This is a genomic window from Streptomyces sp. NPDC015144, assembly GCF_043079735.1.
In the GTDB taxonomy this organism is placed as follows: domain Bacteria; phylum Actinomycetota; class Actinomycetes; order Streptomycetales; family Streptomycetaceae; genus Streptomyces.
On sequence record NZ_JBIBUU010000016.1, the window covers coordinates 76641 to 101693 of the forward strand.

Annotated in this window: 20 protein-coding genes and 1 CRISPR repeat array; of the genes, 7 read left to right on the forward strand and 13 right to left on the reverse strand. The window is 73.2% G+C overall.

Annotated elements, in window-relative coordinates:
* Window positions 1-86 precede the first annotated feature (86 nt).
* Both hemG and hemQ read left to right on the forward strand, forming a co-directional pair.
* Window positions 87-1574, forward strand: a complete 1488-nt coding sequence (gene hemG, locus ACF08W_RS25255; RefSeq protein WP_385205896.1) for a protoporphyrinogen oxidase — start codon at window positions 87-89, stop codon at window positions 1572-1574.
* Window positions 1575-1578: 4 nt separating this feature from the next.
* Window positions 1579-2292 (forward strand): hydrogen peroxide-dependent heme synthase, encoded by a 714-nt coding sequence (gene hemQ / locus ACF08W_RS25260; RefSeq protein ID WP_392280620.1) that lies wholly within the window; start codon window positions 1579-1581, stop codon window positions 2290-2292.
* Window positions 2293-2439: 147 nt separating this feature from the next.
* Here the strand turns inward: hemQ and ACF08W_RS25265 are convergent, their stop codons facing one another.
* The 6 genes from ACF08W_RS25265 to ACF08W_RS25290 all read right to left on the reverse strand — a co-directional run bounded on the left by ACF08W_RS25265 (window position 2440) and on the right by ACF08W_RS25290 (window position 11749).
* Window positions 2440-3228, reverse strand: coding sequence for a TIGR04222 domain-containing membrane protein (locus ACF08W_RS25265; protein WP_392280621.1), 789 nt, complete (start codon window positions 3226-3228; stop codon window positions 2440-2442).
* A 76-nt stretch (window positions 3229-3304) separates the two neighbouring features.
* Window positions 3305-4303 (reverse strand): TIGR04222 domain-containing membrane protein, encoded by a 999-nt coding sequence (locus tag ACF08W_RS25270; protein ID WP_392280622.1) that lies wholly within the window; start codon window positions 4301-4303, stop codon window positions 3305-3307.
* Window positions 4304-4308: 5 nt separating this feature from the next.
* On the reverse strand, window positions 4309-5634 hold the full coding sequence (locus ACF08W_RS25275; RefSeq protein WP_392280623.1) for a DUF692 domain-containing protein: 1326 nt from the start codon (window positions 5632-5634) through the stop codon (window positions 4309-4311).
* 189 nt (window positions 5635-5823) lie between these two features.
* Window positions 5824-9669 (reverse strand): S8 family serine peptidase, encoded by a 3846-nt coding sequence (locus ACF08W_RS25280; protein WP_392280624.1) that lies wholly within the window; start codon window positions 9667-9669, stop codon window positions 5824-5826.
* A gap of 270 nt (window positions 9670-9939) precedes the next feature.
* On the reverse strand, window positions 9940-10614 hold the full coding sequence (locus ACF08W_RS25285; protein ID WP_392280625.1) for a hypothetical protein: 675 nt from the start codon (window positions 10612-10614) through the stop codon (window positions 9940-9942).
* A gap of 418 nt (window positions 10615-11032) precedes the next feature.
* Window positions 11033-11749: a peptidyl-tRNA hydrolase gene (locus ACF08W_RS25290; protein WP_392280626.1), complete on the reverse strand. Its 717-nt coding sequence runs from the start codon at window positions 11747-11749 to the stop codon at window positions 11033-11035.
* 72 nt (window positions 11750-11821) lie between these two features.
* On the opposite strand from ACF08W_RS25290, the gene ACF08W_RS25295 reads away from it, so the two are divergent.
* Window positions 11822-12499: an AIM24 family protein gene (locus tag ACF08W_RS25295; RefSeq protein ID WP_352273060.1), complete on the forward strand. Its 678-nt coding sequence runs from the start codon at window positions 11822-11824 to the stop codon at window positions 12497-12499.
* A 162-nt stretch (window positions 12500-12661) separates the two neighbouring features.
* Here ACF08W_RS25295 and ACF08W_RS25300 read toward each other — a convergent pair whose 3' ends face one another.
* The 4 genes from ACF08W_RS25300 to zapE all read right to left on the reverse strand — a co-directional run bounded on the left by ACF08W_RS25300 (window position 12662) and on the right by zapE (window position 16998).
* Window positions 12662-13516, reverse strand: coding sequence for a polysaccharide deacetylase family protein (locus ACF08W_RS25300; RefSeq protein ID WP_392280627.1), 855 nt, complete (start codon window positions 13514-13516; stop codon window positions 12662-12664).
* 217 nt (window positions 13517-13733) lie between these two features.
* Window positions 13734-15137, reverse strand: a complete 1404-nt coding sequence (locus ACF08W_RS25305) for an alkaline phosphatase PhoX (RefSeq protein ID WP_385205921.1) — start codon at window positions 15135-15137, stop codon at window positions 13734-13736.
* A gap of 261 nt (window positions 15138-15398) precedes the next feature.
* Complete coding sequence (locus ACF08W_RS25310; protein WP_385205924.1) at window positions 15399-15824, reverse strand: OsmC family protein; 426 nt, start codon at window positions 15822-15824, stop codon at window positions 15399-15401.
* 82 nt (window positions 15825-15906) lie between these two features.
* Window positions 15907-16998, reverse strand: a complete 1092-nt coding sequence (gene zapE, locus ACF08W_RS25315; RefSeq protein WP_392280628.1) for a cell division protein ZapE — start codon at window positions 16996-16998, stop codon at window positions 15907-15909.
* 45 nt (window positions 16999-17043) lie between these two features.
* Here zapE and ACF08W_RS25320 point away from each other — a divergent pair, with 45 nt between their 5' ends.
* From ACF08W_RS25320 to msrB, 4 genes are all read left to right on the forward strand, one after another.
* Window positions 17044-17856: a pyrimidine reductase family protein gene (locus tag ACF08W_RS25320; RefSeq protein WP_392280629.1), complete on the forward strand. Its 813-nt coding sequence runs from the start codon at window positions 17044-17046 to the stop codon at window positions 17854-17856.
* A 148-nt stretch (window positions 17857-18004) separates the two neighbouring features.
* Window positions 18005-18457: an indole-3-glycerol phosphate synthase gene (locus ACF08W_RS25325; protein WP_392280630.1), complete on the forward strand. Its 453-nt coding sequence runs from the start codon at window positions 18005-18007 to the stop codon at window positions 18455-18457.
* A gap of 70 nt (window positions 18458-18527) precedes the next feature.
* Complete coding sequence (gene murC, locus ACF08W_RS25330; protein WP_385205933.1) at window positions 18528-19922, forward strand: UDP-N-acetylmuramate--L-alanine ligase; 1395 nt, start codon at window positions 18528-18530, stop codon at window positions 19920-19922.
* A 9-nt stretch (window positions 19923-19931) separates the two neighbouring features.
* Complete coding sequence (gene msrB, locus ACF08W_RS25335; protein ID WP_385205936.1) at window positions 19932-20336, forward strand: peptide-methionine (R)-S-oxide reductase MsrB; 405 nt, start codon at window positions 19932-19934, stop codon at window positions 20334-20336.
* Window positions 20337-20524: 188 nt separating this feature from the next.
* Window positions 20525-21593: direct repeats of the CRISPR family, unit length 29 nt; unit sequence GTGGTCCCCGCGCACGCGGGGGTGGTCCC.
* A 124-nt stretch (window positions 21594-21717) separates the two neighbouring features.
* Here msrB and ACF08W_RS25340 read toward each other — a convergent pair.
* From ACF08W_RS25340 to ACF08W_RS25350, 3 genes are all read right to left on the reverse strand, one after another.
* Window positions 21718-22149 carry a DsbA family protein gene (locus ACF08W_RS25340; RefSeq protein ID WP_392280631.1) on the reverse strand — a complete coding sequence of 144 codons (432 nt, stop codon included), beginning with the start codon at window positions 22147-22149 and terminating at the stop codon, window positions 21718-21720.
* On the reverse strand, window positions 22146-23009 hold the full coding sequence (locus ACF08W_RS25345; protein ID WP_392280632.1) for a recombinase family protein: 864 nt from the start codon (window positions 23007-23009) through the stop codon (window positions 22146-22148). Before ACF08W_RS25345 ends, ACF08W_RS25340 begins: the two co-directional genes overlap by 4 nt.
* Before the next feature lie 426 nt (window positions 23010-23435).
* Window positions 23436-24755, reverse strand: coding sequence for a helix-turn-helix transcriptional regulator (locus ACF08W_RS25350; RefSeq protein ID WP_392280633.1), 1320 nt, complete (start codon window positions 24753-24755; stop codon window positions 23436-23438).
* Window positions 24756-25053 lie beyond the last annotated feature (298 nt).

The window sequence follows — 25053 nt, forward strand, 5'->3', positions numbered from 1 at the left end:
GCCGTGATCCGGGCCGTGCCCGCGGGCCCACGCTACGACGTGGGGGACCCGGCCGGGCGTCGGGCCGCGTTTGAGAGAGTGGGGGCATGCAGCGTTCACCACACCGCGCGGACCCGGGCACCGGACACGTCGTCGTCATCGGCGGAGGCATCGCCGGTCTCGCCGCCGCCCACCGCCTCCTGGGAGCCGGACTGCGGGTCACCCTGCTGGAGGCCGCCGAGCGGCTCGGCGGGAAGCTGATGACCGGTGAGGTCGCCGGGGCCCGGGTCGACCTGGGCGCCGAGTCGATGCTCGCCCGCCGCCCCGAGGCGGTCGGCCTGGCCCGCGAGGTCGGGCTCGGCGACCGCCTCCAGCCGCCCGCCACGGCCACCGCCTCGGTCTGGACGCGCGACGCCCTGCGCCCCATGCCCAAGGGCCATCTGATGGGCGTCCCCGGCGACCCCTCGGCGCTCGCCGGACTCCTCACGCCCGAGGGCCTCGCCCGGATCGCCGGGGAGCGCGACCTCGCCCCCACCCCGGTCGGCGAGGACGTCGCGGTCGGCGCGTACGTCGCCGACCGGCTCGGCCGCGAGGTCGTCGACCGGCTCGTGGAACCGCTGCTCGGCGGGGTGTACGCGGGCGACGCGTACCGGATCTCGATGCGGGCCGCCGTGCCGCAGCTCTTCGAGGTGGCCCGGGAGGGCGGCTCGCTGCTCGACGGCGTCCGCCGCGCCCAGGAACGCGCCGCCGCCCGGCAGCTCACCGGCCCGGTCTTCCAGGGCATCGAGGGCGGCATCGGCACCCTGCCCGGCGCGGTCGCCGACGCCGTCCGCGCGGCCGGCGGGGAGATCCTCACCCGCACCCGCGTCCTCGGCCTGACCCGGGGCACCGACGGCTGGGCCGTCCGCACCGAGGACCGCACGATCGCCGCCGACGGCGTCGTCCTCGCCGCCCCCGCCTGGTCCGCCTCCACCCTGCTCGCCGCCGAGTCCCCGGCGGCCTCCGCCGAGCTGGCCGGGGTCGAGTACGCCTCGATGGCGCTGGTCACCATGGCCTTCCGCCGCTCCGACGTCGCCGCCACCGAGCCCCTGGCGGGCCGCTCCGGCTTCCTCGTCCCCCCGGTCGACGGCCGCACGATCAAGGCGTCCACCTTCTCCACCCACAAGTGGAACTGGGTCGCCGACGCCGCCCCCGACCTCTTCGTCCTGCGCACCTCCGTCGGCCGGTACGGCGAGGAGGAGTACCTCCACCGCGAGGACCACGAACTCGTCGACGTGTCGCTGCGCGACCTCGCCGAGGCCACCGGACTGGCCGTCAGGCCCGTGGACACCGAGGTCACCCGCTGGATCGGCGGACTACCCCAGTACCCGGTGGGCCATCTCGCCCGGGTCGCCCGGATCCGCGAACAGGTCGCGAAACTGCCCGCCCTGCGGGTCTGCGGAGCCGTCTACGACGGGGTCGGCATCCCGGCCTGCGTCGCCAGCGCCCACCGCGCCGCCGACGAGATCGTCACCGAACTGGCGGAAGGGACCGCGGAAGAGATCATCGCCACGCCGACCCCGGTTCAGGGCACAGGGAGCGAGGCGGGACAATAGCCCTATGAGTGCGACCGAGAAGATTGCCAACGCCGGCAAGAAGGCCAAGGACCTCAACGAGGTCATCCGCTACACGCTGTGGTCCGTCTTCAAGCTGCGCGACGTCCTGCCCGAGGACCGGACCGGCTACGCCGACGAGGTCCAGGAGCTGTTCGACCAGCTCGCGGCCAAGGACGTCACCGTCCGCGGCACCTACGACCTCTCCGGCCTGCGCGCCGACGCCGACGTCATGATCTGGTGGCACGCCGAGACCGCCGACGAGCTGCAGGACGCGTACAACCTCTTCCGGCGCACCAAGCTGGGCCGGGCGCTGGAGCCGGTCTGGTCGAACATGGCGCTGCACCGCCCCGCCGAGTTCAACAAGTCGCACATCCCGGCGTTCCTCGCCGACGAGACGCCGCGCGACTACATCAGCGTCTACCCCTTCGTCCGCTCCTACGACTGGTACCTGCTGCCCGACGAGGACCGCCGCCGGATGCTCGCCGACCACGGCAAGATGGCCCGCGGCTACCCGGACGTCCGGGCCAACACCGTCGCCTCCTTCTCGCTCGGCGACTACGAGTGGGTCCTCGCCTTCGAGGCGGACGAGCTGCACCGGATCGTCGACCTGATGCGCCATCTGCGGGGCTCCGAGGCGCGGATGCACGTCCGCGAGGAGGTCCCGTTCTTCACCGGCCGCCGGAAGGCGGTCGCAGACCTGGTGGCCGGGCTCGCGTAGCGAGCGGGCACGACCACCCCAACCCGGAAGGTCAGAAGGCGGGCACCGGCGCTCCGGCGCCGCCCGTCGTTCCAGCGACACCGGGTTCGGCTCCGGGTGCGGCGCGCGGACAGCGCGCCGCACCGGCGTCTTTTCACCCCGTCCCGGCTACCGGGACACCCCGCCGCCGAGCGCGGCCCGCAGCGCCGGATCGTCCACGGCCCGCACGCCGTCCACCGCGAGCGCCGCCAGGACCCCGCCCCGTGCCGCCCCGTTCGCGGCCAGCAGCCGCCAACCGGCCGGTGAGGCCCACGAGTCGTACGGATGGATCTCCATCCGCGCTATGGCCAGGCACCCCACCGTCAGCGCCAGCGGCAGCCCGAACCACACGAGCAGCGACACCACCGGCCCGCCCGGCCCGTGCTCCTGACCGGGCATCAGCAGCGTCACCGCGCCCATCGCCGTGATCAGCAGCGCCGCCCCGCGCACCGCCCGCACCGCCGCGGCGACCTCCCCTCCGGCGCCTCCGGGCAGCGCCAGCCCCGCGGCGACGAGCCGGTCGGCCAGGGCGCGCACCGCCTCGGTGGCCGCCGCCGCGCGCCGCAGGGGCGGTATCGGCGACTGGCCCTGCGGCCCGATCGCCCGTATCACCGTCCGCTCCATCTCGTCCCGGCCCTCCGGGTCGACGACGGTCGCCCAGCCGGTGTGGGCGAGCAGCAGCCGGCGCCGCAGATGCATGGCGACCAGGGTCAGCTCGACGACCCGGTGCGGGCCCCCGGCCAGGAACGCGGTCTCGTACAGGGTCAGTTCACGGTCGGTGCCGAGGTCCGGGACGGTGTCGTCGGCCCCCTCGGACATGCTCCACAGCAGTCCCGCGCGGGCCGACACCAGACAGAGCCGGACGCACGAAACGACCGCCGCGCCCCACGCGACCAGCAGGAGGACAACCCAGACCATGGGCGCTTTCTACGGGGTGGAGGCGCGGATGCCAAGCCCTTTTCCATGATGCGGACGCGCGGCACCGCCCGACCGCTCAGTCCCCGCCGCCTCCGCCGCAGCCGCCGCCGCAGCTCGATCCGCCGCCACAACTGGAACCGCTGTCCCCGCCGCCGTCCCCGCCACCGCCACCGCAGCCGGACCCGCCGCCGTCCCCGCCCCCGTCGCCGGAGCTGCCGCAGCCGCCGCCGGAACCGGAGTCACCGGCGCACCACACGGCGGGGGCGAGCAGCAGCGCGGAGGCGCCGGTCGCGACGGCCGCCGCGTGCGCCCGGCCCTGCGGGTCCGTCCGGGCCGCCGTGGTCAGCTGGGCCCGCAGCTCCGGGTCGGGCAGGGCCCGCGGTCCCTGCGTGGCGACCAGGAGGGCCGCGTCGGGGACGAGGGCGTGCGCGGTGCGGTACTCCCGGGCGGCCCGCTGCCCGGCCCGGGTGACGCGCCCCCGGGCGCGGGAGGCGCAGGCGAAGCCGACCACGACGCCCACGAGCAGCGCCGGGATCACCCGGATGGGGAACGGTAGGGCCCCGGCCGGGGCCAGCTCGTCGCTCAGGGCGTCCTGGGCGGTCAGCACGACGGTCAGCGGGACGGCCAGCAGGCAGACCAGCCCCTGGGCGAGGCCCCAGCGCCGCCATCCCCGCCCCGTGCCGGGCACGACCAGCAGTCCCCGGGCCGCGAGCCCGTCGCCGATCTCCTGCACCGCCGGATGCCGCATCACCGCCGTGCGCAGGCCGTGCAGCGACCCGCTGGGTGCCTGCGCCAGCTCCTGGAGGACCGCGCGCTCCACCAGGTCACGGGACTCGTCGCGCTGGACGGCGACGATGCCGGGGCCGCCGACGGTGAGCCGCCCGTCCGTCGCCATCGCGGTGAGCGCGGTGTCCACCACCCTGCCCGGACCGCCGCCGAGGAACGCCGCCTCGTAGCGGTCGTGCACGGGGCCGCCGGGGCGCGCGGCGCCGCGTCGGGCGCGGACCAGCCCGGTGACGAGCAGGACGGAGGAGAGCAGGACGGCGATCTGTATCGCCAGGGCCAGGGCGTTCACGCCGGTCACCTTCCGGTCAGAGCCGCGCGGGCCGCGCGGAGCAGCAGAGTGGAACGACGGGGCGGACGGGCACCCGCCCGGTCCTGCCACCAGTGGGTCAGCCGCCGCCGGGCCGCGGCGTCGGCGGGAAGGTCCGCGAGCAGCAGGGACTCGGCGAAGTCCAGCGCGTCCCGGCGGTATCCGGCGGACATCGGGCGGGCCGCGGCGTACGCCAGGAAGGCGCTCCGGTAGCCGGTGCCCAGGATCTCCGGCAGCTCGGGCGCCACCTTGGCGACGACCCCGGCCCGCTTGGCGGCCAGGGCGCGGCTCTGGACCGCCAGCCGCTCCCGGTCGAAGCCCGCCGGGACGGGGCCGCCGGCGACCAGTGCGGAGAGCAGCCCGTGCTGGCCGGCGGCGAGCCGGTCCCGGGCCCCGGTCTCCCCGGCGGTCTCCGGAGCGGTCGTCCCGGAGGGCTCGACCGGGACGGCCCGGGCGGGGGTACGGGCCGCCGGGACACGGCGCGGGGGGCCGGCCGCCCGGTCCAGGGTGGCCCGGATCAGGTCCAGTTCGCCCGCCAGCTCCCCGGCCGGGGGGAAGGAGTCGTCGCGCTCCAGCAGGACGCCCGGCGGGTCGACCCGGCAGCGCAGCTCGGCGAGTACGTCCAAAACCGGCGCGGTCACCGGGTGCGCGTGCGTGTCGTGCCAGACGCCGTCCTTCTCCACGCCGCCCGCCACATGCACGTACGCGATGGCCTCCACCGGCAGTTCGTCGAGCGCGGTGGCCGGGTCCTCGCCCCGGTTGACGTGGTTGGTGTGCAGATTGGCGACGTCGATCAGGAGCCGGACCCCGGTGCGCTCGACCAGCTCCGCCAGGAACCGGCCCTCGGTCAGCTCCTCGCCGGGCCAGGAGACCAGCGCCGCGATGTTCTCCAGGGCCAGCGGCACCGGCAGCGCGTCCTGCGCGATGCGCACGTTCTCGCACAGCACGTCCAGCGCGTCCCGGGTCCGGGGCACGGGCAGCAGATGGCCCGCCTCCAGCCCCGGCGCCCCGGCACGCGGCCCCCCGGCCCGTACGAAGGCGATGTGCTCGGTCACCAGCGGCGCGCCCAGCAGTTCGGCGCGGGCGGCGAGGTCGGCGAGGCGCCCCGGGTCGGGCCGCTCGGCACCGCCGAGCCCGAGCGAGACCCCGTGCGGCACGACCGTGACCCCGCGCTCCCGGAGCCGTACCAGTGAATCCGGCAGATGGCCGGGGCAGAGGTTCTCCGCCACGGCCTCCACCCAGTCGATCCCGGGCAGCGCCTCCACGGCGTCCGCGATCTCCGGCCGCCAGCCGATCCCGATCCCCAGCTTCATGCCCGCCCCCTTCCGGCTCCGCCTGCGCGTCCAGCATTTCGTACCGGGCTCATGGCCCCGGACGGGGGTGGCGAATCCGAACAGAGGGACGTTCAGAGCTTCGTCTGAGGTTCCGGCTTTTGGCCGGACGGCGGCGGGCGCCGCACCGGAAGGGATTCCGGTGCGACGCCCGCTTCTGTCCTGCCTGTTCTACTTGAGGCGGTATGCCCGCTCGATGGTCTCGACCGTGCGGCTGCCCGCTCCGTCCCACAGCTCGGCCCGGACGGTCACGTACCCGTTGGTCGCGGCGAGCTTCGGGTGCCGGTAGGAGACCCGGAAGGAGTCCGCGTCCTCGCGCGTGACGGTGGCCGCCTTCCAGGTCCTGCCGCCGTCGTAGCTGACGGAGACCTTCGCCCCGGCCACCTTCGTCGAGCCCTTCCAGCCCGTGGCCCGGTAGCCGTCCAGGGTGAAGGAGTAGGCGGAGTTCGCCTTGACCCGGTTGAGCAGGTCGGCCGTCATGCCGTAGTGCGTGGTGATGACGGGCAGGGGCTCGCACGTCGTGACCTGGCCGACGAAGTCCTTGCACGCCTCCTCGGAGAAACCGCTCGGGGCGTCCGCCGTGAACGAGTACTGGGCGCGGGCGGTTCCCGAGGTGCCGAACTGGTCTCCGTCCGTCTCGCCGAAGGGGAGCTCGATGTCCAGCCGGTAGTCGGCCTTGCCCTTGATGGTCCACGTACCGTCGTCGTCGATGGGCTTCCCGTTGCGGTAGAAGGCCATGGCGGGCGTGGGACCCCAGTCCATGTAGTGCGCGGGGTCGGAGTCGGCGCCACTGCCCGGCAGCGGGACGAGACCGGCGTCGGTGCTGCAGAAGTTGCACGACGGCCAGCTGCCCAGCGGCGCCGCGTGGAGGGCGGGACCGAACCAGTCCTCCACGACGGAGCTTCCGGCCCGCGGGGTCTCGACCCGTCCGTGCATCTGGGAGCCGAACCGCTGCACGGCCACGTGCTGCTGGTAGGTCAGGCCGCCCTTCGCGTAGACGAGGTCCTCACGCCGCTGGCCCCGGTAGACGGTCTCCGGCGTCCGCACCGAGACGGTGTTCGTCTCCTTCGGGCCCCACACGTCCTGCAGGTACTCGGTGGCCTGCTCCTCCCCGTACCCGTGGAAGATGTTGGTGACGGAGGCGAAGTCGCCGCGCCGGGCCGTGGCGCGGAGGTCGGCGGGGATGCCGTCGTAGGTCCACTGCCCGGAGTAGGCGTAGGCCGACTCCTTCCGGCCGTGCAGGGTGACGGTGACGGCCTTCTTCCCGCCCGCCGCGATCCGGGCGGCCAGCTCCTTCCCGTCCCGCTGGGTGATTCCGGCGAACGGGATGTTCAGCCCGTCGCCGATCGCGGTGAAGACGCTGCGGTCGGTGACCCGGGCGACGAGCACCGCGGCGGCGCCGGCCTCCTCCAGCTCACCCGCCAGCGGACCGGCGTCAACGGGGAAGTCGTTGTGCACGAGCACGGCCTTGCCGCGGACGTCCTTCCCGGCCAGCTCCTCGGCGCTGCCGCCGCCGACGTCGACGAGCGGGAGCTTCCTGGTGCCGTCGAAGCGGGCGAGGTTGCTGGGGGACCGCAGGGTCAGCGCGAAGCCCTTGGGGCCGGTCGCCTCGGCGGTGAACAGCGGCTGCCGTTCACGCTGGTAGAAGGTCGAGGACAGGGTGCCCGTACGGGGCTTCGCCGCGGGGATCGCGCCGAAGTGCCCGGTGGTGGGGGAGGCGTCGCCGGTCACGCTGACGCCCGAGGAGCGTCCGTCGGGGGCGGTCCGCCGCAACTGGTAGGCGAAGGTGGAGGCTTCGAGGGGCCGCCGCTCCCCGGTGACGTCCAGCCGGAAGTCCTCGGCCCGGGTGGCGTCGACGGTCGTGGTGACCGGTGCGTCGGCGACCGTCACCTCCGGCAGGCTGAACAGGTCCAGGGCGTCGGCGTAGCCGCCCCGGTAGCCGAGGTCGCCGGTGGTGATCCCGCCGAAGACCGCGTACCGCCCGGTGGGGACGCGCAGCCGGAGGGTGGCCAGCTTGTTCACGGGGAACGTCTCGTAGTAGGCGCTGTCGAGTCCCATGACGACGACCAGGCCCCGGTCGGGGGTCTTGCCGTCGCGGCCCTTGAGCTCGATGTTCATGCCGTAGCTCGGCGGCTCCTTGGCGAAGCCGAGGGCGGCGTGGGCGGTGGCGCCGTCCGCGGCGGTCGCGGTGACCTCACCCGTGTACGAGCCGTCGTCGAGGAGGTTCGGGTCGAGGACGACGGGGACGTCGACGCTGCCGCCCGCCGGAACAGTCACCTCGTCCCGGCCGAAGGTCAGCGAGCCGTCGGCCGGGGAACCCTGCGCGAGGCGGGCGGCGAGCTTCACCGTCTGGGCCGCGCCGGAGGGGTTGCTGACGGTGAGGGTGCGGGTGCGCTTCTCGTACGTGGCGTCCTTGCCCTCGTACCAGGTCATTCCGAAGTCCACCGGGCCGGAGAGGTCGAGCCGGGCGTCGAGGGAGGAGGCGACGTTCACCCGGCCGCTGCCCTGCTCGAAGACGGTGGCGTCGGCGGACCGGTCGGTGTGCGAGGTCAGCGTGGCCTTCAGCCGCTCGCCCGGCCAGTCCGGGTGCCGCTGCGCCAGGATGGCGGCGGCGCCCGCGACGTGCGGGGTGGCCATCGACGTACCGTTCGCCGCCGTGTAGTTGTCGTCGACGACACTGCCCATGGCGGTACCGGCCGCGCGGGCGGCGACGATGCCGACGCCGGGCGCGGTGACGTCGGGCTTGATGCCGTGGTCCCAGGTGCGCGGGCCCCGGCTGGAGAACTCCGCCATCCGGTCGGACTTGTCGACGGCGCCGACGGTCAGGGCCGCGTCCGCGGCGCCGGGGCTGCCGAGGGTCGACTCTCCCGGGCCGTCGTTCCCGGCGGCGATCACGAACAGGGAGTCGCTGGAGGCGCTCAGCCGGTTGACCGCCTCCGTGGACGGGTCGTCCTCGGCGTCACCGGCGGAGCCCAGGCTCATGCTGATGATGTCGGCGCCCTGGTCGACCGCCCACTCCATGCCCGCCATCACGCCGGAATCCGGGCCCGAGCCGTCGTCGCCGAGGACCTTGCCGATCAGCAGGTCGGCCCCGGGAGCCACCCCCTTGTACCGGCCGCCCGAGGCGGCGCCGCTGCCCGCGACGGTGGACGCGACATGGGTGCCGTGGCCGTGGCCGTCCTGCACGGTGGAGGCACCGGCGACGAAGCTCTTCGACGTGACGACCCGGTCCTTGACGTCGGGGTGGCCGAGGTCGACCCCGGTGTCCAGGACCGCGACCTTCACGCCGGTCCCGTCGTACCCCTTGGCCCAGGCCTCGGGTGCGTGGATCTGCGGAACGCTCTGGTCCAGCGTCACCTTGGCCGGGGCGTCGTACCAGATCTTGGCGATCTGGGAACCGGCGGCGGTCCGCTGCTTCCCGGCGGCCCGGTCGGGGCGGGCCGCCTTCCAGAAGGAGGCCGCCCCGGTCTTCTCGACGTGGACGGCGGCCATGCCCATCCGGCGCAGCAGGACGCCCGGCTTGCCGGAGGGGAGCTTCCGCGCACGTGCGCCCAGCTCGGTGCGGGAGGGCTTGTCGTCGTACGAGACGATCACGGGCAGCGTCTTGTCCTTGGCGTCCCCGTGCCCGTCCCTGATCAGCCGGGTGACGTTGAACAGCCGCCGGTCCAGGGTGCGGGCGGCGAGCGGGGCCAGCGCCTCGGTCGGGTACACGTACAGGTCGCCGTCGGGGTCGGTGACGGTCTGGAACGTCGCCGCGTTGCCGGGCGCCGGGGTGACGGTCACGGAGGTGCGGCCGCCGGACTTGGTGACGGAAACGGTGTCCCCGGTGATGAGGGTGACCAGGGACGGCTTCGCCCGCTGCGCGGCCTTGGGTGAAAGACCGCCCGCGGGGTTGCTGCCGGCGGGTGCTCCGACGGCTGTCCCGGGACTGAACCCGGGTATCAGCATGCCGGTGGCGAGCACCGCCGTGACGGCGATCAGCCGTCTTGTGCGTATGCCGCTGGAGGGTGTCGGCACGTACTTCTCCTCGGATGAAAGGAACGGAACGGGCAAGGAGCGCACGCCGGAGTCCGGGCAGGGCAGGGCGGAGCAAGGGGAGGGGAACGGGAGGGAAGCGGGCCCGGACGAGCGGCGCACCCGGAGGCTATAGCCCGTCGGAGCATGTGCTGAAGGCCAATGCGTGGCGCATGTGCGCCAGTTGTCGAGGCCGGGGCGTCCGGGAAACGGAGGCCGCACCGTCGCGCCGACGCCCCTCCGGCGCTGGTCCTGGACCCGGTGCGCCCGCCGCTATCCCCGCGCCGCCCCGGGGTCCGGCGTGCCGCACGACACGTCCACCCAGCCCCGGCGGGCCGCGTACCAGCCGAGCTGCATCCGGGTCGCGACCCCGGCCCGGTCCATCAGGCCGCGGGCGCGGCGCAGCACGGTGCGGCGGCCGACGCCCAGGTGCCGGGCGATGGCGTCGTCGGTCAGCCCGCCGAGGAGCAGGGTCAGCAACCGCTTCTCCGCGGCGTCCAGTTCGTCGTGCTCGGCGCGGGGCTCCGGGGTGCCGTGGTCGAAGGGGGCGCTGTCGGCCCAGACCCGCTCGAACAGCTCGACCAGACCGTCGAGCAACGGCCCGGAGTCCACGATCACGAGGCCGCCGGGGCTGCCCGCCGGGTCGTTCTCCCCGAAGGCGCAGGTGAAGGCGGTCTCCCGGTCGATGATCATCATCTTCATCGGGAGCCGCGCCGTCACCCGCGCCTGCTCCCCGGCCGCCAGGCACTGGTCGATGCGGGTCATCGCCCCCGGGTACTCGATCGCCTGCTCGCCGTAGACCGTGCGGTACGAGACTCCGTCCGACAACCGGTCGAGCTGGACCGTGTTGTCCACGGACCAGTAGGGAGGCGCGTCGAAGTACAGCACTTCACGCCGGGCGCGCTGCTGGATGCGCGCCGCGTGCACCGGCGCGGTCGGACGCGACATCCCCGGCGCGGGACCGCTCCCCGACCCGGTGGCGAAGGCCCGGACCGCCGCGAGGGCCTGGTACGGCGACGGACGGCCGGGACCGCTCGGCCGGATCGAGCCGGGCCCCTGCGCCCCGGCCTCGCGCCCCGCCGCGTCATCGTCCGCCGTACGATCCGCGGCACCGGACCGGTCCCCCGACGGCACGGCACGGTTTGAACGAAGCGCCCTGGGTCTCCCGGACATCACGACCCCTCTCATCAGGGCCCATCCGGCACGGCGCGGCCGCGCGGATGGGCCGCTGCCTCCATGATCCTGAAAGGGTATTCGTTCACCGGTAAGGCTATGCGGCGCCCGGAATCAGATTGATGTCACGTTTGATCGGCCGGGCGGCGGGCAGGTGCCCGCCGCCCGGGGACGCACACCGGCTTCCGGCCGCTCAGCCCCGGCGCAGCGCCGGATGGTCGGCGACCACCGTGCACGAACCGGGGGCGATCTCGGTGAACCCGGCGTCCCGCACCACCGGCAGCCCACCGGTCGTCAGTTCCCGCCACCGCTCCGGCGCGGCGGTGGCCACCGAGAGCGGGAAGCCCGCCTCGCGCCACGCCTTGCGCTCCGTGTCCGACAGCTCCCACCAGGCGAGCTGCGCCCCGTGCCCGGCCTGCGCCATGGCCTTGCCCGCCGACATGTCCAGCTCCGGGTTGAGCCAGAGCACCGGCCCCCCGAGGTCGGGGGCGGCGGGCGGCTCGGGGTCGTCCAGGTCCGTGCCCGACACCTGGAGCTTGGCCAGCTCCTTCGGCCAGCCGTCCAGCGGCACCGGCGGGAAGACCCGCACCTCGGCGCTCTCGCCGGTGACCGTGATGCCGGGCAGCGTGGACGCCTTGCGCCACTCCGCGCCGCGCGCCCGCCGCACCACCTTCCGGATCCGGGCGTCCTGCCAGTCGCGCATCGCCCGCGCCCACTCGCCCTCGCCCTCCGAGCGCTCGTCGGAGAGCATCACGAGCACCGCGCGGGCGGCCGTCCGCAGCGCGTCGGTCCGGGCCGGGGGAGCCGTCTTCTCGATGTGCACGACCAGCGGCAGCACGTACTGCGGCGCCTCGTCACGAGGGGTGGTCTCGGACACGAACGGGGATGCGGGGGATTCTTCGCTGCTCATCTGTACCAGTCTGCCAGCCCCGGGAAAGAAGACTCTTGGCGGAATCGGAGACTCCGGGTGAGGATGCACCGCATGAAGAGCGATCTCTTTTCCACCGAGCACATGGCACAGCCGGCGACGGCCCCGGGGATGACCCTGCAGAACGCCAAGTCCATCAAGTACGCCGTCAACGGCGAGATGCACGCCCGCCAGGGCGCGATGATCGCTTTCCGGGGCAATCTCCAGTTCGAGCACAAGAGCCAGGGCATAGGCGGCCTGCTCAAGCGCGCCGTCACCGGCGAGGGGCTGCCGCTGATGGCGGTCCGGGGCCAGGGCGAGGCGTGGTTCGCGCACGAGGCCGCCAACTGTTTCATCGTGGAGATGGAGCACGGCGACGTTCTCACGATCAACGGCCGCAACGTGCTCTGCTTCGACCCCACGCTCGCCTACGAGATCAAGACGGTGAAGGGTGCCGGAATGGTCGGCGGCGGGCTCTTCAACAGCGTCTTCACCGGCTACGGAAAGCTCGGCCTGATGTGTGAGGGCCACCCCATCGTGATCCCCGTCAGCCCCCAGCAGCCGGTCTTCGTCGACACCGACGCGGTGGTCGGCTGGAGCGCCAACCTGACCACCTCGCTGCACCGTTCGCAGAGCTTCGGCTCGATGATCCGGGGCGGCTCCGGCGAGGCCGTGCAACTGCGCCTGGACGGCGAGGGCTTCGTGATCGTACGGCCCAGCGAGGCCAAGCCCGAGAAGGCGACGGCCAACTGAGGCTGTCCGGTGTGGGCCGACGTAGGGCGTGATCCGCCGGACCCGCCCTACGGCCTTCGGGGACCATGGGTGCTGCTGTGGCCACTGTCCTCGCCGTCGCGGTGGCGGCGCTCGCCTGCCGGAGGGCGGCGGCCTGATAGGCGGGGCGCGGTCCCGGGCCGCTCAGGCCGTCGTCGTCGCCCGGATCAGGTCGGAGACCTTCACGAGGCGGTAGCCGCGCCTGCGCAGTTCGGGGACGACCTGGCGCACCGCCTCCACCGTGGCCGGTGCGGCGCTGCGGGTGCAGTGCAGGACGACCAGGGAGCCCGGCCGCACCCCGGCCAGTACCTGGGCGGCCACCGCGTCCGCGTCCGTCGCGAAGGCGTCGCCGCCGACCACGTCCCACTGCACCGCCGTCATCCGCTCGGGTGCGAGCGCCCGCAGCACGGTGCCGTCGTAGCAGCCGCCCGGGAAGCGGAAGTACGGCACGGTGTCGCGCAGCCCGGCCTTCCGGAACGCGGCGGTGGCGCGCGCGACCTCGGCGCGCATGTCCTGCCGCGCCACCGTGGGGAGCCCGTAGCAGGGGGCCATGAAGGCGTAGTGGCTGTACGAGTGGTTGGCGACCTCGAAGAGCGGATCGGTGCCGATGGACCGGGCCTGGTCCGGGTACTCCTCGGCCCAGCGCCCCGTCATGAAGACCGTCGCGGGCACCTTCCGTTCCCGGAGCAGCGCGATCAGCGAGGGGTTGTCGAAGTGCTCGCCCGCCGCCGCGCGCGGCCCCTCGGCGGCCGTCATGTCGGCGTCGAAGGAGAGCGCCACCACCTTTCCGCCGGTCCGGGGGCCGTGGCTGAAGACCGGCGTCAGCCCGCCCGGCCCGGGGGCCAGGGTCGGCGGCGCGGCCGGGGCCGCGTGCGACGGCGAGCGGACCGGCGCGGGGGAGCGCTCCGTGGCCGCGGGGGCGATGACGGACGCGCCGTCGCCGCCCCCGCAGCCGGTGAGACCGCCGAGCAGCATCCCGAGAATGGCAAGAGCTGTCATGTTCCGTCGGTAACCAGTCACCAGCGGAAACTATCCAGTTATCCGACTTATCGGTGCGTACGGTGCCGCCCGGCGTCCGGAACCGTCCCCGGATTCACCCGGCCCGTCGAACCGGCCTGTGGAACCGGCCCGTCGAACCAGCCCGTCGAACCGGCCTGTCGAACCAGCTCGTGGACCCGGCCCGTAAAACCGGATCACCGCCCGCCCGGCCGGTTGTTCACCGCCAGGGCCCCGTCACCGCGAACGTCGTCCCCGGGGTGTAGCAGTTCACGTACATCGTCGAGCCGTCCGGGGCGAAGGTGACCCCGGCGAACTCGCCCCACTCGGGCTTCTCCGGCGTCCCGATGTTCTGCCGCCCCCGCGCCATCGCGTAGACCTCGCCGCCCCGCGTCAGGCCGAACACGTGCTGCGCGCCGTCGCCGTCCTCGCACACCATCAGCCCGCCGTCCGGGGCGAGGCAGATGTTGTCCGGGGACTCGCCGGGCAGGTCCACGTCCTTCCCGGCGCCGAAGACGATCACGAGCGTGAGGCGGCGGCGCTTCGGCTCGTACCGCCACACCTGGCCGTGGTGGTCGGCGGCCGAGCCCTCGCCGCTGCGGGCGAAGCTGGACACGAAGTACACCGAGGAGCCGCCCCAGTAGCAGCCCTCCAGCTTCTGGGCGTGCGTGATGCCCCGGGGCCCGAAGTCCTGGAAGCGGATCGGGGTGCCGTCCGCCAGCGGGTCGGGTACGGGCACCCACTCGATGCCCTCGAAGGCCGTCCCGGTCTCCTGGACGAGGGAGAGGTCCGGGACGCCCGGCACCCGCATGGCCTCCAGCCGCCCGCCGGCCCGCAGCGAGCCGGTGCCGCCGAGCGGCTTGTTCGGGAGGAAGCGGTAGAAGAGCCCGAAGGGCTTGTCGAAGGCGTCCTCCGTCTCGTAGACGATCCCGTTCCCCGGGTCGATCGCGATGGCCTCGTGCTGGAACCGGCCCATCGCGGTGAGCGGGACGGCCCCGGTGCGGCGCGGGTCGGCGCCGTCCACCTCGAAGATGAAGCCGTGGTCCTTGGTGTAGCCGTTGGTGCCCGCGCGGTCCTCGGTCTCCTCGCAGGTCAGCCAGGTGTTCCAGGGGGTCCGGCCGCCCGCGCAGTTCACCGCCGTCCCGGCGATGGCGACGCGCTCGCCCAGGACGTTGTTGCGGCCGTCCAGCTCCAGGGCCGTACAGCCGCCCTTGCCCATCGGGTCGTAGGTGAGGCCCTCGACGACCGGGACCGGGATGCGCGCGGTGACCCGGTTCTCGTGGTTGCGGACCAGGTGGACGTGGCCGTGGCGGCCCGCGAAGGCGGCCATCCCGTCGTGGTTGCTGGGGACGAGTCCCTGGCCGGAGCGGAGCGGAGCGCCCTCCCGGGACAGCACCCGGTAGCGGAAGCCCTTCGGAAGGTCGAGCAGCCCGTCGGGGTCGGGCACGAGCGGCCCGTACCCGGCATGGCCCCGGGCGGCGGCGGTCCCCGCGAAGAGCTCGGAGAACGCCCCCGTGAAGGCGACGGAGGCGAGGGCCGCACCCGTACCGGCCAGGACCTGGCGGCGGCTGGTCGCCGGGCGCGGTGTCGTGGCGTCGGCCGGGCGTGACGATTCTGATGACATGAGGTGACTCCCTGCTGGCGGACAGGAAAAGTGACCCGCATGTGTGTAGCACGCGCATCGCCGCGCGGAAACCATGCGGGTCACCGTGTCCCGGTCCGGGAGTGGCCCCTGTGACTCCTGTGATGCCAGTGACGGCTGTGACGCCAAAACGCCCGACGCGCCCATGACAGCACCCCGGACGGGGACGCCGACGCGGGCGCGGAGGCCGCCGCGGACGTCGGCCCAGGTGCTGGCGCCGACGTCCGCGGCGTCCGCGAGCCGTCAGCCCAGCGAGGCGGAGAGCGTGATCGTCGTGCCGGACAGCGCCTGGCTGACCGGGCAGTTCGCCTTGGCGTCCTCGGCGGCCGCGACGAAGGCCGACTCGTCGAGGCCGGGCACCTCGCCCACCACGGTGAGGTGGATGCCGGTGATGCCGGTGCCGGGCTGGAAGGTCACGTCGGCCTTGGTCTCCAGCCGGGTCGGCGGCGTACCGGCCCCGGTCAGGCCGTGGGAGAGCGCCATCGAGAAGCAGCTGGAGTGGGCCGCCGCGATGAGCTCCTCGGGCGAGGTCTTCCCGTTGGCCTGCTCGGCGCGGGACGGCCAGGAGACGTCGTACGAGCCGATGCCGGAGGAGTCGAGGGTGACGACCCCCTTGCCCTCGGTCAGGTTGCCTTCCCAGACCGTGTGGGCGTGTCGGACGGTAGCCATGCGGAATCCCTTCGAACGGTGTGCGCGGTCGGTACGGGAACACCGGGGCATCCGTGGACGTCCCGGTGGTACGCCCCCGAACCTACTGCCCCACCAGGCCCTTCGCGTCCCGTGCCAGCGCCGTCAGCCGGGAGATCGCCCGGAAGTACTTCTTCCGGTACCCGCCGTTCAGCATGTCGTCACTGAACAGCCGGTCGAACGGCACCCCGGAGGCGAGCACCGGGACCTCCCGGTCGTACAGGCGGTCGGCGAGGACGACGAGCCGCAGCGCGGTCGACTGGTCGGGGACCGGCTGGACCTCGGTGAGGCAGACCGCCCGCACCCCGTCCGTCAGCGCGCCGTAGCGGCTCGGGTGGACCCGGGCGAGGTGGTCGAGCAGCGCGGGGAAGTCGTCCAGGCTGGCCCCCTCGGTGGCGTACGCGGCGCGGGTGACCTGGTCCTCGGAGTACGGGGGCGGGGCCTCGGGCAGGCCGCGGTGGCGGTAGTCCTCACCGTCGATGCGCAGCGGGCGGAAGTGGGCGGACAGCCCCTGGATCTCCCGCAGGAAGTCGGCGGCGGCGAACCGGCCCTCGCCGAGCTTGCCGGGCAGCGTGTTGGAGGTGGCGGCGAGCGCGACCCCCGCCTCGACCAGCCTGCTGAGCAGCGAGGACACCAGTACCGTGTCGCCCGGGTCGTCCAGTTCGAACTCGTCGATGCACAGGAGCCGGTGCCCGCTCAACGTCTGCACGGTCTGCTGGAAGCCCAGCGCGCCGACCAGGTTGGTCAGCTCCACGAACGTGCCGAACGCCTTCAGCGCGGGCTCGGCGGGCGTGGCGTGCCAGAGCGAGGCGAGCAGGTGGGTCTTGCCGACGCCGTAGCCGCCGTCGAGGTACACCCCGAGCGGGGCGGCCGCGACCACGGGCTTCCGGCCGAACCACTTCCGCCGACCCGCACCGGAGGCGTGCGCGCCGCCCAGCCCGGCCGCGAAGCCGCTCAGGACCCGGACCGCCTCCGTCTGGCTCGGCTGGTTCGGGTCGGGCACATAGGTATCGAAGCGTACGGAGTCGAAGCGCGGCGGCGGCACCATCTCGGCGACCAGCCGGTCGGCCGGCACGCGGGGCTCGCGGGCGCACAGGGACAGCGGAGCTGTTTCGGATATGGGGCTCTGCCCGGGAAGGGCTGTGGAGGACGACACAACTCTCCACTTTAAGCGTTCGGGCAGCGTGGAAGACTGCGGAGCATGCGACGCCTGTTCCCTGTGACCGACCCGACACCCGCCGCCACCTCCTCCGTGCCGTCCCGCGGGGCCCCGAAGGAGGCCGCAGCGGACGCCTCGGGGGAGTGGGGCCTGGACGCCCTGGCCGACGCCTACGCCTACCCGGAGCAGGACGGCCCCTGGCTCCGCGCCAACATGGTGTCCACCCTCGACGGGGCCGCCCAGCACGACGGCCGCTCGCAGCCGATCTCCTGCGCGGCCGACATGCGGATCTTCGGAACCCTGCGCGGCCTGGCCGACGCGATCGTGGTGGGCGCGGAGACGGTCCGCCTGGAGGGCTACCGCCCCGCCCGGGCGCGCGAGGCGTTCGCCGCCCGCCGGGCCGCCGCCGGCCAGGGGCCCGCGCCCGCGATCGCCGTGGTCAGCGGCAGCCTGGACCTGGACTTCTCGATGCCGCTCTTCACCGAGCCGCTGGTGCCGACCCTGCTGCTGACCGGCGCCGCGGTCCCCGCCCAGCGCGTCGAGCAGGCGCGCGCCGCGGGCGCCGAGGTGGTCTTCGCCGGGGAGGGCACCCGGGTGGACCCCGCCAGGGCCGTGGCGGAGCTGGCGGACCGGGGGCACGCCCGGTTGCTGACCGAGGGCGGCCCGAGACTGCTGGGCCAGTTCGTGGTCGCCGGGGTCCTGGACGAGCTCTGCCTGACGCTCGCGCCGCTGCTGACCGCCGGGGACGCGCAGCGGATCGCGGGCGGTCCGGGCGTCGCCGTGCCGAAACGATTCTTCCTGGCATCCATGCTGGAAGAGGACGGTTTTCTCTTCACCCGGTACCGTCAGGGCTGAAAAGAGCGGAATTAGCCGTTCCGGTTGGCTTCCGGTGGGCACAATTACCTCCGCAACCCCCGTGCCAGCACGGGGAAGGATGGTTTCAGCAGTGACCTGGGACGGTCACTGAAGCAGAAGGGCGCCCGTGGTGTTCACCAGCGTTTTGATGATCGAGAAGCCCCTCACCTCGGAGGACGTCGACTTCGTCACCACTTTGCACGGGGAGGAGCAGATCTCGTTCGTCGTGCTTCTCCAGCCGCGCGGTGACCAGGCGGACGTGCTCCTGCGGGCCATCGACGACCTGGCGATGGGCGAACTGAAGGCGGCCGCCCAGGAGAGCGAGGAACCGGAGGGCGAGAACGCCAGACAGTCCGCCGAACTGGCACTCGAAGTGTCGCTGGAGGCGCTGCGCCAGGCCGGTTCCGAGGCGGTCGGCCAGGTCGTCGAGGACCATCCGCTCGACCTGCTGAAGTCCGTGGTCGAGGACGCGGAGGCGGACGAGGTGATCGTGCTGACCGCGCCGCACTACGTCGAGGAGTTCTTCCACTGGGACTGGGCCTCCCGCGCCCGGCACAAGGTCGGCGTCCCGGTGCTCAAGCTCTTCGCGCACAGCGAATAGGCTGGGCGGGCGGTCGAGGGCGGTACCTCCCCGCGACCGAAAGAACCCGCTCAGCTCCCGGAGGACGCACATGACACCCGGTATCCCCGCCGCCATGGAACGCCCGCACTTCATCGGCATCGGCGGCGCCGGAATGTCGGGCATCGCGAAGATCCTCGCCCAGCGCGGCGCCAAGGTCGCGGGCAGCGACGCCAAGGAATCGGGTACGGCCGAGGCGCTGCGGGCGCTGGGGGCGACCGTCCACATCGGGCACTCCGCCGCACATCTGGCGGACGACGCCTCGTGCGTGGTCGTCTCCAGCGCCATCCGCGCCGACAACCCGGAGCTGGTGCGCGCCGCCGAGCTGTCGATCCCGGTCGTCCACCGCTCCGACGCGCTCGCCTCGCTGATGAACGGCCTGCGTGCCATCGCGGTGGCCGGTACGCACGGCAAGACGACCACCACGTCGATGCTGGCCGTCGCCCTGACCGGGCTGGACCTCGCCCCCTCGTACGCGATCGGCGGCGACCTCGCCGGACCCGGCACCAACGCCACTCACGGCGAGGGCGCGATCTTCGTCGCCGAGGCCGACGAGAGCGACCGCAGCTTCCAGAAGTACGACCCCGAGGTCGCGATCGTCCTCAACGTCGAGCTGGACCATCACGCGAACTACGCCTCGATGGACGAGATCTATGAGTCCTTCGAGGCATTCACCGCCAAGATCGTCCCCGGCGGCACGCTGGTGATCTCCGCCGACCAGCCCGGCGCCGTCGAGCTGACCGGGCGGGTCCGCGGCCGCGAGGGGCTGAACGTCGTCACCTACGGCGAGGCCGAATCCGCCGATGTACGCGTCCACCGCATCACCCCGCGCGGACTGACCAGCGAGGTCACGATCCTGCTGAACGGGAAGTTCCTCACGTTCACGGTCTCCGTGCCCGGCCGCCACTACGCGCTCAACGCCGTCGCCGCCCTCGCCGCCGGCGTCGCCCTCGGCATCCCCGCCCACAACCTGGCCTCGGCGCTCGGCACGTACACCGGCGTCAAGCGCCGCCTCCAGCTCAAGGGCGAGGCGTCGGGCGTCCAGGTCATCGACTCGTACGCGCACCACCCCACCGAGATGACCGCCGACCTGGAGGCGATGCGCGGCGCCGCGGCCGACGCCCGCATCCTCGTGGTCTTCCAGCCGCACCTCTTCTCCCGCACCCAGGAGCTCGGTACGGAGATGGGGCAGGCCCTCGCCCTCGCCGACGCCTCCGTGGTCCTGGACATCTACCCGGCCCGCGAGGACCCGATCCCCGGCATCACCAGCGAGCTGATCATCCACGCCGCCCGCACCGCCGGCGCCGACGTCACCGCCGTCCACGACAAGGACGCGGTCCCCGCCGCGATCGCGGGAATGGCGAAGCCCGGCGATCTCGTTCTCACCATGGGCGCGGGCGACGTCACCGACCTCGGTCCGCGCATCCTGGACCACCTGACGAGCTGAGGGAGCGACGTGTCGTACGAGATTGAGAAGCCGGACGAGCAGTGGCGGGCCGAGCTGTCCCCGGCCGAGTACGCCGTGCTGCGCCAGGCCGGCACCGAACCCGCCTTCGTCGGTGAGTACACCGACACCAAGACCGAGGGCGTCTACTCCTGCCGCGCCTGCGACGCGGAGCTGTTCCGCTCGGACACCAAGTTCGAGTCGCACTGCGGCTGGCCGTCCTTCTACGACCCGAAGGACACCGACGCCGTCGAACTGATCCAGGACCGCAGCCACGGCATGGTCCGCACCGAGGTCCGCTGCGCCCGCTGCGGCTCACACCTCGGCCACGTCTTCGAGGGCGAGGGCTACCCGACCCCCACCGACCAGCGGTACTGCATCAACTCCATCTCGCTCCGACTGACGCCGGACGCGTGATGCCGGACGCCTGACGCGCCCCTCGGGTGCCCGCCCGTCTGCTCCGGTGGGGGTGGGGCGGGCGGCCGCCCTGAAGTGGTCTTGCTGAACGCTTCAATGTCGTTATGGGGTGTAAGTCGCGAATGTCGGACTCAGTGAAGTTGGACGGAAACAGCACCTGGCCCGGATAAAGCCGCAGGTCACGAAGAGTGGTCCCCGCGCACGCGGGGGTGGTCCCTTGGACCTGACGGCGCTCGGGCTCCTGACCACGTGGTCCCCGCGCACGCGGGGGTGGTCCCTTCCGTGTGCAGCCCTTGCGGCGGCAGCGCACGTGGTCCCCGCGCACGCGGGGGTGGTCCCAGGAGAAGGCCGCGGTGATGAAGGAAGCGGTCGTGGTCCCCGCGCACGCGGGGGTGGTCCCTTCTCCTCGAAAGCCCGAGCCGCAGCCTGCATGTGGTCCCCGCGCACGCGGGGGTGGTCCCTGCGCTCGGAGCGCGCGCCCCTTCTGGCTGAAGTGGTCCCCGCGCACGCGGGGGTGGTCCCTGGGCGTGGAGCCTGGCCGAAGTCGTCGACATGTGGTCCCCGCGCACGCGGGGGTGGTCCCTTGTTTCCCTTACTACCAAGGAAAACCTGGACAGTGGTCCCCGCGCACGCGGGGGTGGTCCCGCTTCGCCCGCCAGTCGGACAGGGCGAACACCGTGGTCCCCGCGCACGCGGGGGTGGTCCCATGCAGGAAGCCGCGTCCGCGGTCGGCATGCTGTGGTCCCCGCGCACGCGGGGGTGGTCCCCCGGACCCCTTGTACGGGGCCTGCTCCGGCTTGTGGTCCCCGCGCACGCGGGGGTGGTCCCCCGAGCACGACGACCAGGAGCCGGAGCCCGGAGTGGTCCCCGCGCACGCGGGGGTGGTCCCCCCCCCGCAAGGGCATCACCCACACCCGGGCGGAGTGGTCCCCGCGCACGCGGGGGTGGTCCCCGGGCGACGGCGAGCGGCTGTCCCTCGACCTGGTGGTCCCCGCGCACGCGGGGGTGGTCCCCAGGGCGGCTACCTGGTGCCGTTCCAGCTCGAGTGGTCCCCGCGCACGCGGGGGTGGTCCCGAGGGCAACCGTCTGGTCAGGAGGCATCGCCTGTGGTCCCCGCGCACGCGGGGGTGGCCCCAGCCTCTCCGTCCTGATCCTGTGCAGCGCGACGTGGTCCCCGCGCACGCGGGGGTGGTCCCGGGAAGTGGGAGGGCGGCAGGCTGGCGTTCCTGTGGTCCCCGTACACGCGGGGGTGGTCCCTCCGCCGTGCGGCGACGCGCTGGCCACTGCGGAACCGCTGTAGCCCACTGTCGGGTTGAACAGCGGAGGACCCCGGCGGTGACTTGACCGTCGGGGTCCTCCGCGTCGCGCCGCTCCTCGGCGGTCAGGCTGCGGTGCCGGCGGCTTCGTGGAGGGTGGCGCGGAGCTGGTCGAGCCCGGGCGCCTCGGCCGGGCCCTGCGGGGTGCGGTAGATCCGGCAGGAGAGCGAGGGCGTGGTGCCGGGCTCGGCGAACGGGTCGCGGCCGTCGATCAGGATCGTCGGAGACCCGGTGAAGGCGGACCGCTCGGCCTCGGCCTGGTCGGCGACCACCCGGGTGGTGAAGCCGATGGTGTCCAGCCCGGCGTCGTCCAGGGCCTGCCGCAGCCGCTCCTCGGCGAGTTGCTGGTGAGGGCAGTCCGGCACGACCAGGACCTCGATCTCCATGCCTCCAGGATCGCGCGCGTCGGCGCCGTGCGGGCCGAAGGGCCCGACCTGTCCGGGCAGCGCTCCGAGAAGCGGGGCGCCGCCCTTCATCCGGTGCGGGGCAGGGGTCACTGGACGGCTCCCGGCATCTGCGGCACCTGGTCCGTGCCGCGAGGTCCGGGTAGTCCGCCGGCCTGGAGGGCGGCGAAGTCGGCGTGGGCCTGTTCGAGGGCTTCGGGGTACGCCTCGCGCTTGGCATGCTCGGCAAGCGCCCGGTAGATGCTGGCCACCGAGGGGTTCCGGCCCTTGCGCTTGCCGGTGGGGATGATCAGGTCGGGCTGGATCTGCTCGACCGACTCGCCGCCCGCGCGGCGCCGGAGCACGGTGTGGAGCATGTCGTCGGTGATGACGGGCGGCCGGCCGCCGTGCTTGCCCTTGCGGGCCGCGGTGTCGAGCCCCTCCAGCGTCGACTCGCGGATGTTCTCCCGCTCGGTCTCCGCCATCGCGGCGAAGAACGCGAACAGCAGCTTCCCCGGCCCGGTGGGGTCGTAGATGCCGGGCAGGGGTCCGGCGAGCATCTCCAGGACCAGGCCGTGGGCGGTGAGGTGGTCGGCGAGCGCGGTGAGCTCGGCGGCGTCGCGGCCGAGCCGCTTCATCTCGTACACAGTGAAGATGACCCGGCAGTGCGGGGCGTGCGCCTTGACCTCCCGTGCCGTTCGCAGTGCCTCCTCGAACCGGGGTCGGACTCGGACGCGGGTGCTGATCTCCTCGCTGAAGATCTTGTCCCTGGGGATGCCGTGCTTGCTGAGCGCGTCGAGCTGGCTGTCGAGTTCCTGCCCGAGGGTCGAGCAGCGGGCGTAGCCGATGCGGATGGCCGCGCTCGGCAGGTCCGGGTCGATGGGCGCCGGCGGTGGGGCGCCCGGCCGCCACGGCCGGCCCGGGCCGCGGTCGGCCGGGGTCGGCACCCGCAGCGCCTTCTTCAGCCGGGCCACCTTCGTGAAGCGGCGGGTGCGGTAGGCGGAGGCGACCGCGCCGCCGCGCGAGCGGCAGGGTGAGCCGGGCTGTGCGTCACGCTTCGGACAGGCGTGCTGTTCGATGTCGTCGACGTCCGACCGGTCGGTCGGTCGGGGAAGACTGCTGAGGGTCCGTCATGGCCCGGATTTTCGCACAATGCAAGTCTCACAAGGGGGTCCGTCCCGCTTTTGAGTGAGAACGGGTTCTGCGAACGAACCCGGGTCCGGCAGGCGTCCGGCGGCCTGCGGTTGGTCTTGCTCGCGCAAAGGAACGTTTGTGAGAGTAGCTGCGTGTGCAGCTCTGGCCTTTGCTCGTCGCGAGGGAGGATCACCAGAGGGCGGCGGGCACATTCGCGGCCATCCGTTCGAACTTCGCAAGCAGGGGTCGGAAGTCGTGACGGGGCCTCAGCCGACGGCTCGGAGCCGTTCGAGGAGTTCGTCAACGCCTGCCATGTGTGCGTACGGCGCGAAGGCCGGTTCGAGTTCGCGCACCATCGTCACGCACCGGGGGGCGTCGATCCGGCCGGCAAGGTCGAGGGAGCGTGTGGCTGTCTCCGCGGCGATGTCGGGTTCGCCGTCGCGGAGGTAGGTCTCGGCCTGGTAAGTCAGGAACACGGATTTGGTCTTGGAACGGGTGACGGGCAGCAGGGCAATGCCCTCGTCCATGAGCCGGTGGGCCTGGCGGCGCTGACCGAGATCGGCGAGGCAACGGCCGCCATCCGCGGCCAGGTCGGCGTGCGAATGCCACGAGCACCAGGCGGGGGCGGGATCGTACGACACGGTGCCCAGCGCCTTCTCCGCGGCGGTGAGGGCCCGGCGGCACAGGCCGTTCTCGTTGAGGACGGCGAAGGCGCGGGCCTGGCGAAGGTGGAGGAGGGACCGCGCGGTGGGGTGCTGGGTGCGGGGGATGGCGTGTTCAAGGATGTCGGCGGCGGTGCGGGCGCCCCCCAGCCACAGCAGTTGGTACGCCAGGTCGGACAGGATGCCCGCGCCGAGGTCGCGCTGGTGGGCGGCGTGGGCGTTGTGGAGAGCGGCGTGCCAGAAGCGGCCGGCGGAGGCGTGGCGGCGTTCGTCGAAGTGCTGCCAGGCGATGGCCTGCGCGAGGGAGGCGGCCAGGGTGTGCAGCCGCTGCCCGGCGGCTGAGGTGTAGCGGGACTCGCTGATGAACTCGCTGACGGTGCTCAGGTGCGCGTCGAGCAGATGGCGGGTGCGGCGCCTGCGTTCGGTGGCGAGACGGATCAGCTCCGCCCCGCTCTCCTCCAGCCAGTCGAGCATCTCGGTGTCGACTTCACCGGGCACGGCGAAACGCGGGAACCGGCCGGGTTCGGTGACGGCCCACTGGTGGGCCAGCACGGCCAGCGAGGCGCTGGTGTAGGCGAGGAACGACCGGCGGTCCAGGGAGGTCATCAGGGCCTCTCGGAGTGAGGAAACGGCATTGTGCGGGCCGAGGGGCAGCGGCTTGTCCTGGCCAGGGAGCCAGTAGGGCCAGCCGAGATGGGCGACGGCCGCGTAGTCGATGCCGAGGACCTCGGCGATCAGCGGCTGGGATTCGTCTTCGTCGGGGGCGGCGCGGCCGGTCTCCCACTTGGAGACCCGTGACCCCCGGGTGCCCGAGCGCAGGCCACGGCGCTTGGCGGCCTGCCGGATACGGCAGGCCAGCTCCTCCTGCGACCATCCGCGCTCGTTCCTGGCGTGCGCGAGGGGGTGGCGGATTTCGTCGTCCACCCGCCCATTGCACCACCCCCTGCGTGTCTTGGAGAGCCGTTCCGGAAGACCGGGGATAGGGCGGGGATAGGCATTTCCTCTGGGCACCGCGACCGGCGGCCGCTGTACTCGTCGTGTTCCGCCCGGCACCCGTGTGACTGGGCGGAACGCGGTGACGGACCCGTTCCCTACGGCCCTTTACTGCCCGCCGGGCTGCACCTCCCCGCCCGCCGGGCGAGGGCCGGCCGGGGCCTTCGCCACCCACAGCACGCCCACCGTCGCCAACGCACAGGGAGGGGCTGCCATGTCGTACGACCAC

What these genes read in the sequence shown, in the direction of transcription:
- ACF08W_RS25275 (WP_392280623.1), bottom strand. Translation starts at nt 5,634, where the DNA reads ATGAAGCTGGGGATCGGGATCGGCTGGCGGCCGGAGATCGCGGACGCC.
- ACF08W_RS25305 (WP_385205921.1), bottom strand. Translation starts at nt 15,137, where the DNA reads ATGTCATCAGAATCGTCACGCCCGGCCGACGCCACGACACCGCGCCCG.
- ACF08W_RS25265 (WP_392280621.1), bottom strand. Translation starts at nt 3,228, where the DNA reads ATGGTCTGGGTTGTCCTCCTGCTGGTCGCGTGGGGCGCGGCGGTCGTT.
- ACF08W_RS25285 (WP_392280625.1), bottom strand. Translation starts at nt 10,614, where the DNA reads ATGTCGCGTCCGACCGCGCCGGTGCACGCGGCGCGCATCCAGCAGCGC.
- hemQ (WP_392280620.1), top strand. Translation starts at nt 1,579, where the DNA reads ATGAGTGCGACCGAGAAGATTGCCAACGCCGGCAAGAAGGCCAAGGAC.
- ACF08W_RS25300 (WP_392280627.1), bottom strand. Translation starts at nt 13,516, where the DNA reads ATGACAGCTCTTGCCATTCTCGGGATGCTGCTCGGCGGTCTCACCGGC.
- ACF08W_RS25290 (WP_392280626.1), bottom strand. Translation starts at nt 11,749, where the DNA reads ATGAGCAGCGAAGAATCCCCCGCATCCCCGTTCGTGTCCGAGACCACC.
- murC (WP_385205933.1), top strand. Translation starts at nt 18,528, where the DNA reads ATGACACCCGGTATCCCCGCCGCCATGGAACGCCCGCACTTCATCGGC.
- ACF08W_RS25310 (WP_385205924.1), bottom strand. Translation starts at nt 15,824, where the DNA reads ATGGCTACCGTCCGACACGCCCACACGGTCTGGGAAGGCAACCTGACC.
- ACF08W_RS25325 (WP_392280630.1), top strand. Translation starts at nt 18,005, where the DNA reads ATGATCGAGAAGCCCCTCACCTCGGAGGACGTCGACTTCGTCACCACT.
- hemG (WP_385205896.1), top strand. Translation starts at nt 87, where the DNA reads ATGCAGCGTTCACCACACCGCGCGGACCCGGGCACCGGACACGTCGTC.
- ACF08W_RS25295 (WP_352273060.1), top strand. Translation starts at nt 11,822, where the DNA reads ATGAAGAGCGATCTCTTTTCCACCGAGCACATGGCACAGCCGGCGACG.
- ACF08W_RS25320 (WP_392280629.1), top strand. Translation starts at nt 17,044, where the DNA reads ATGCGACGCCTGTTCCCTGTGACCGACCCGACACCCGCCGCCACCTCC.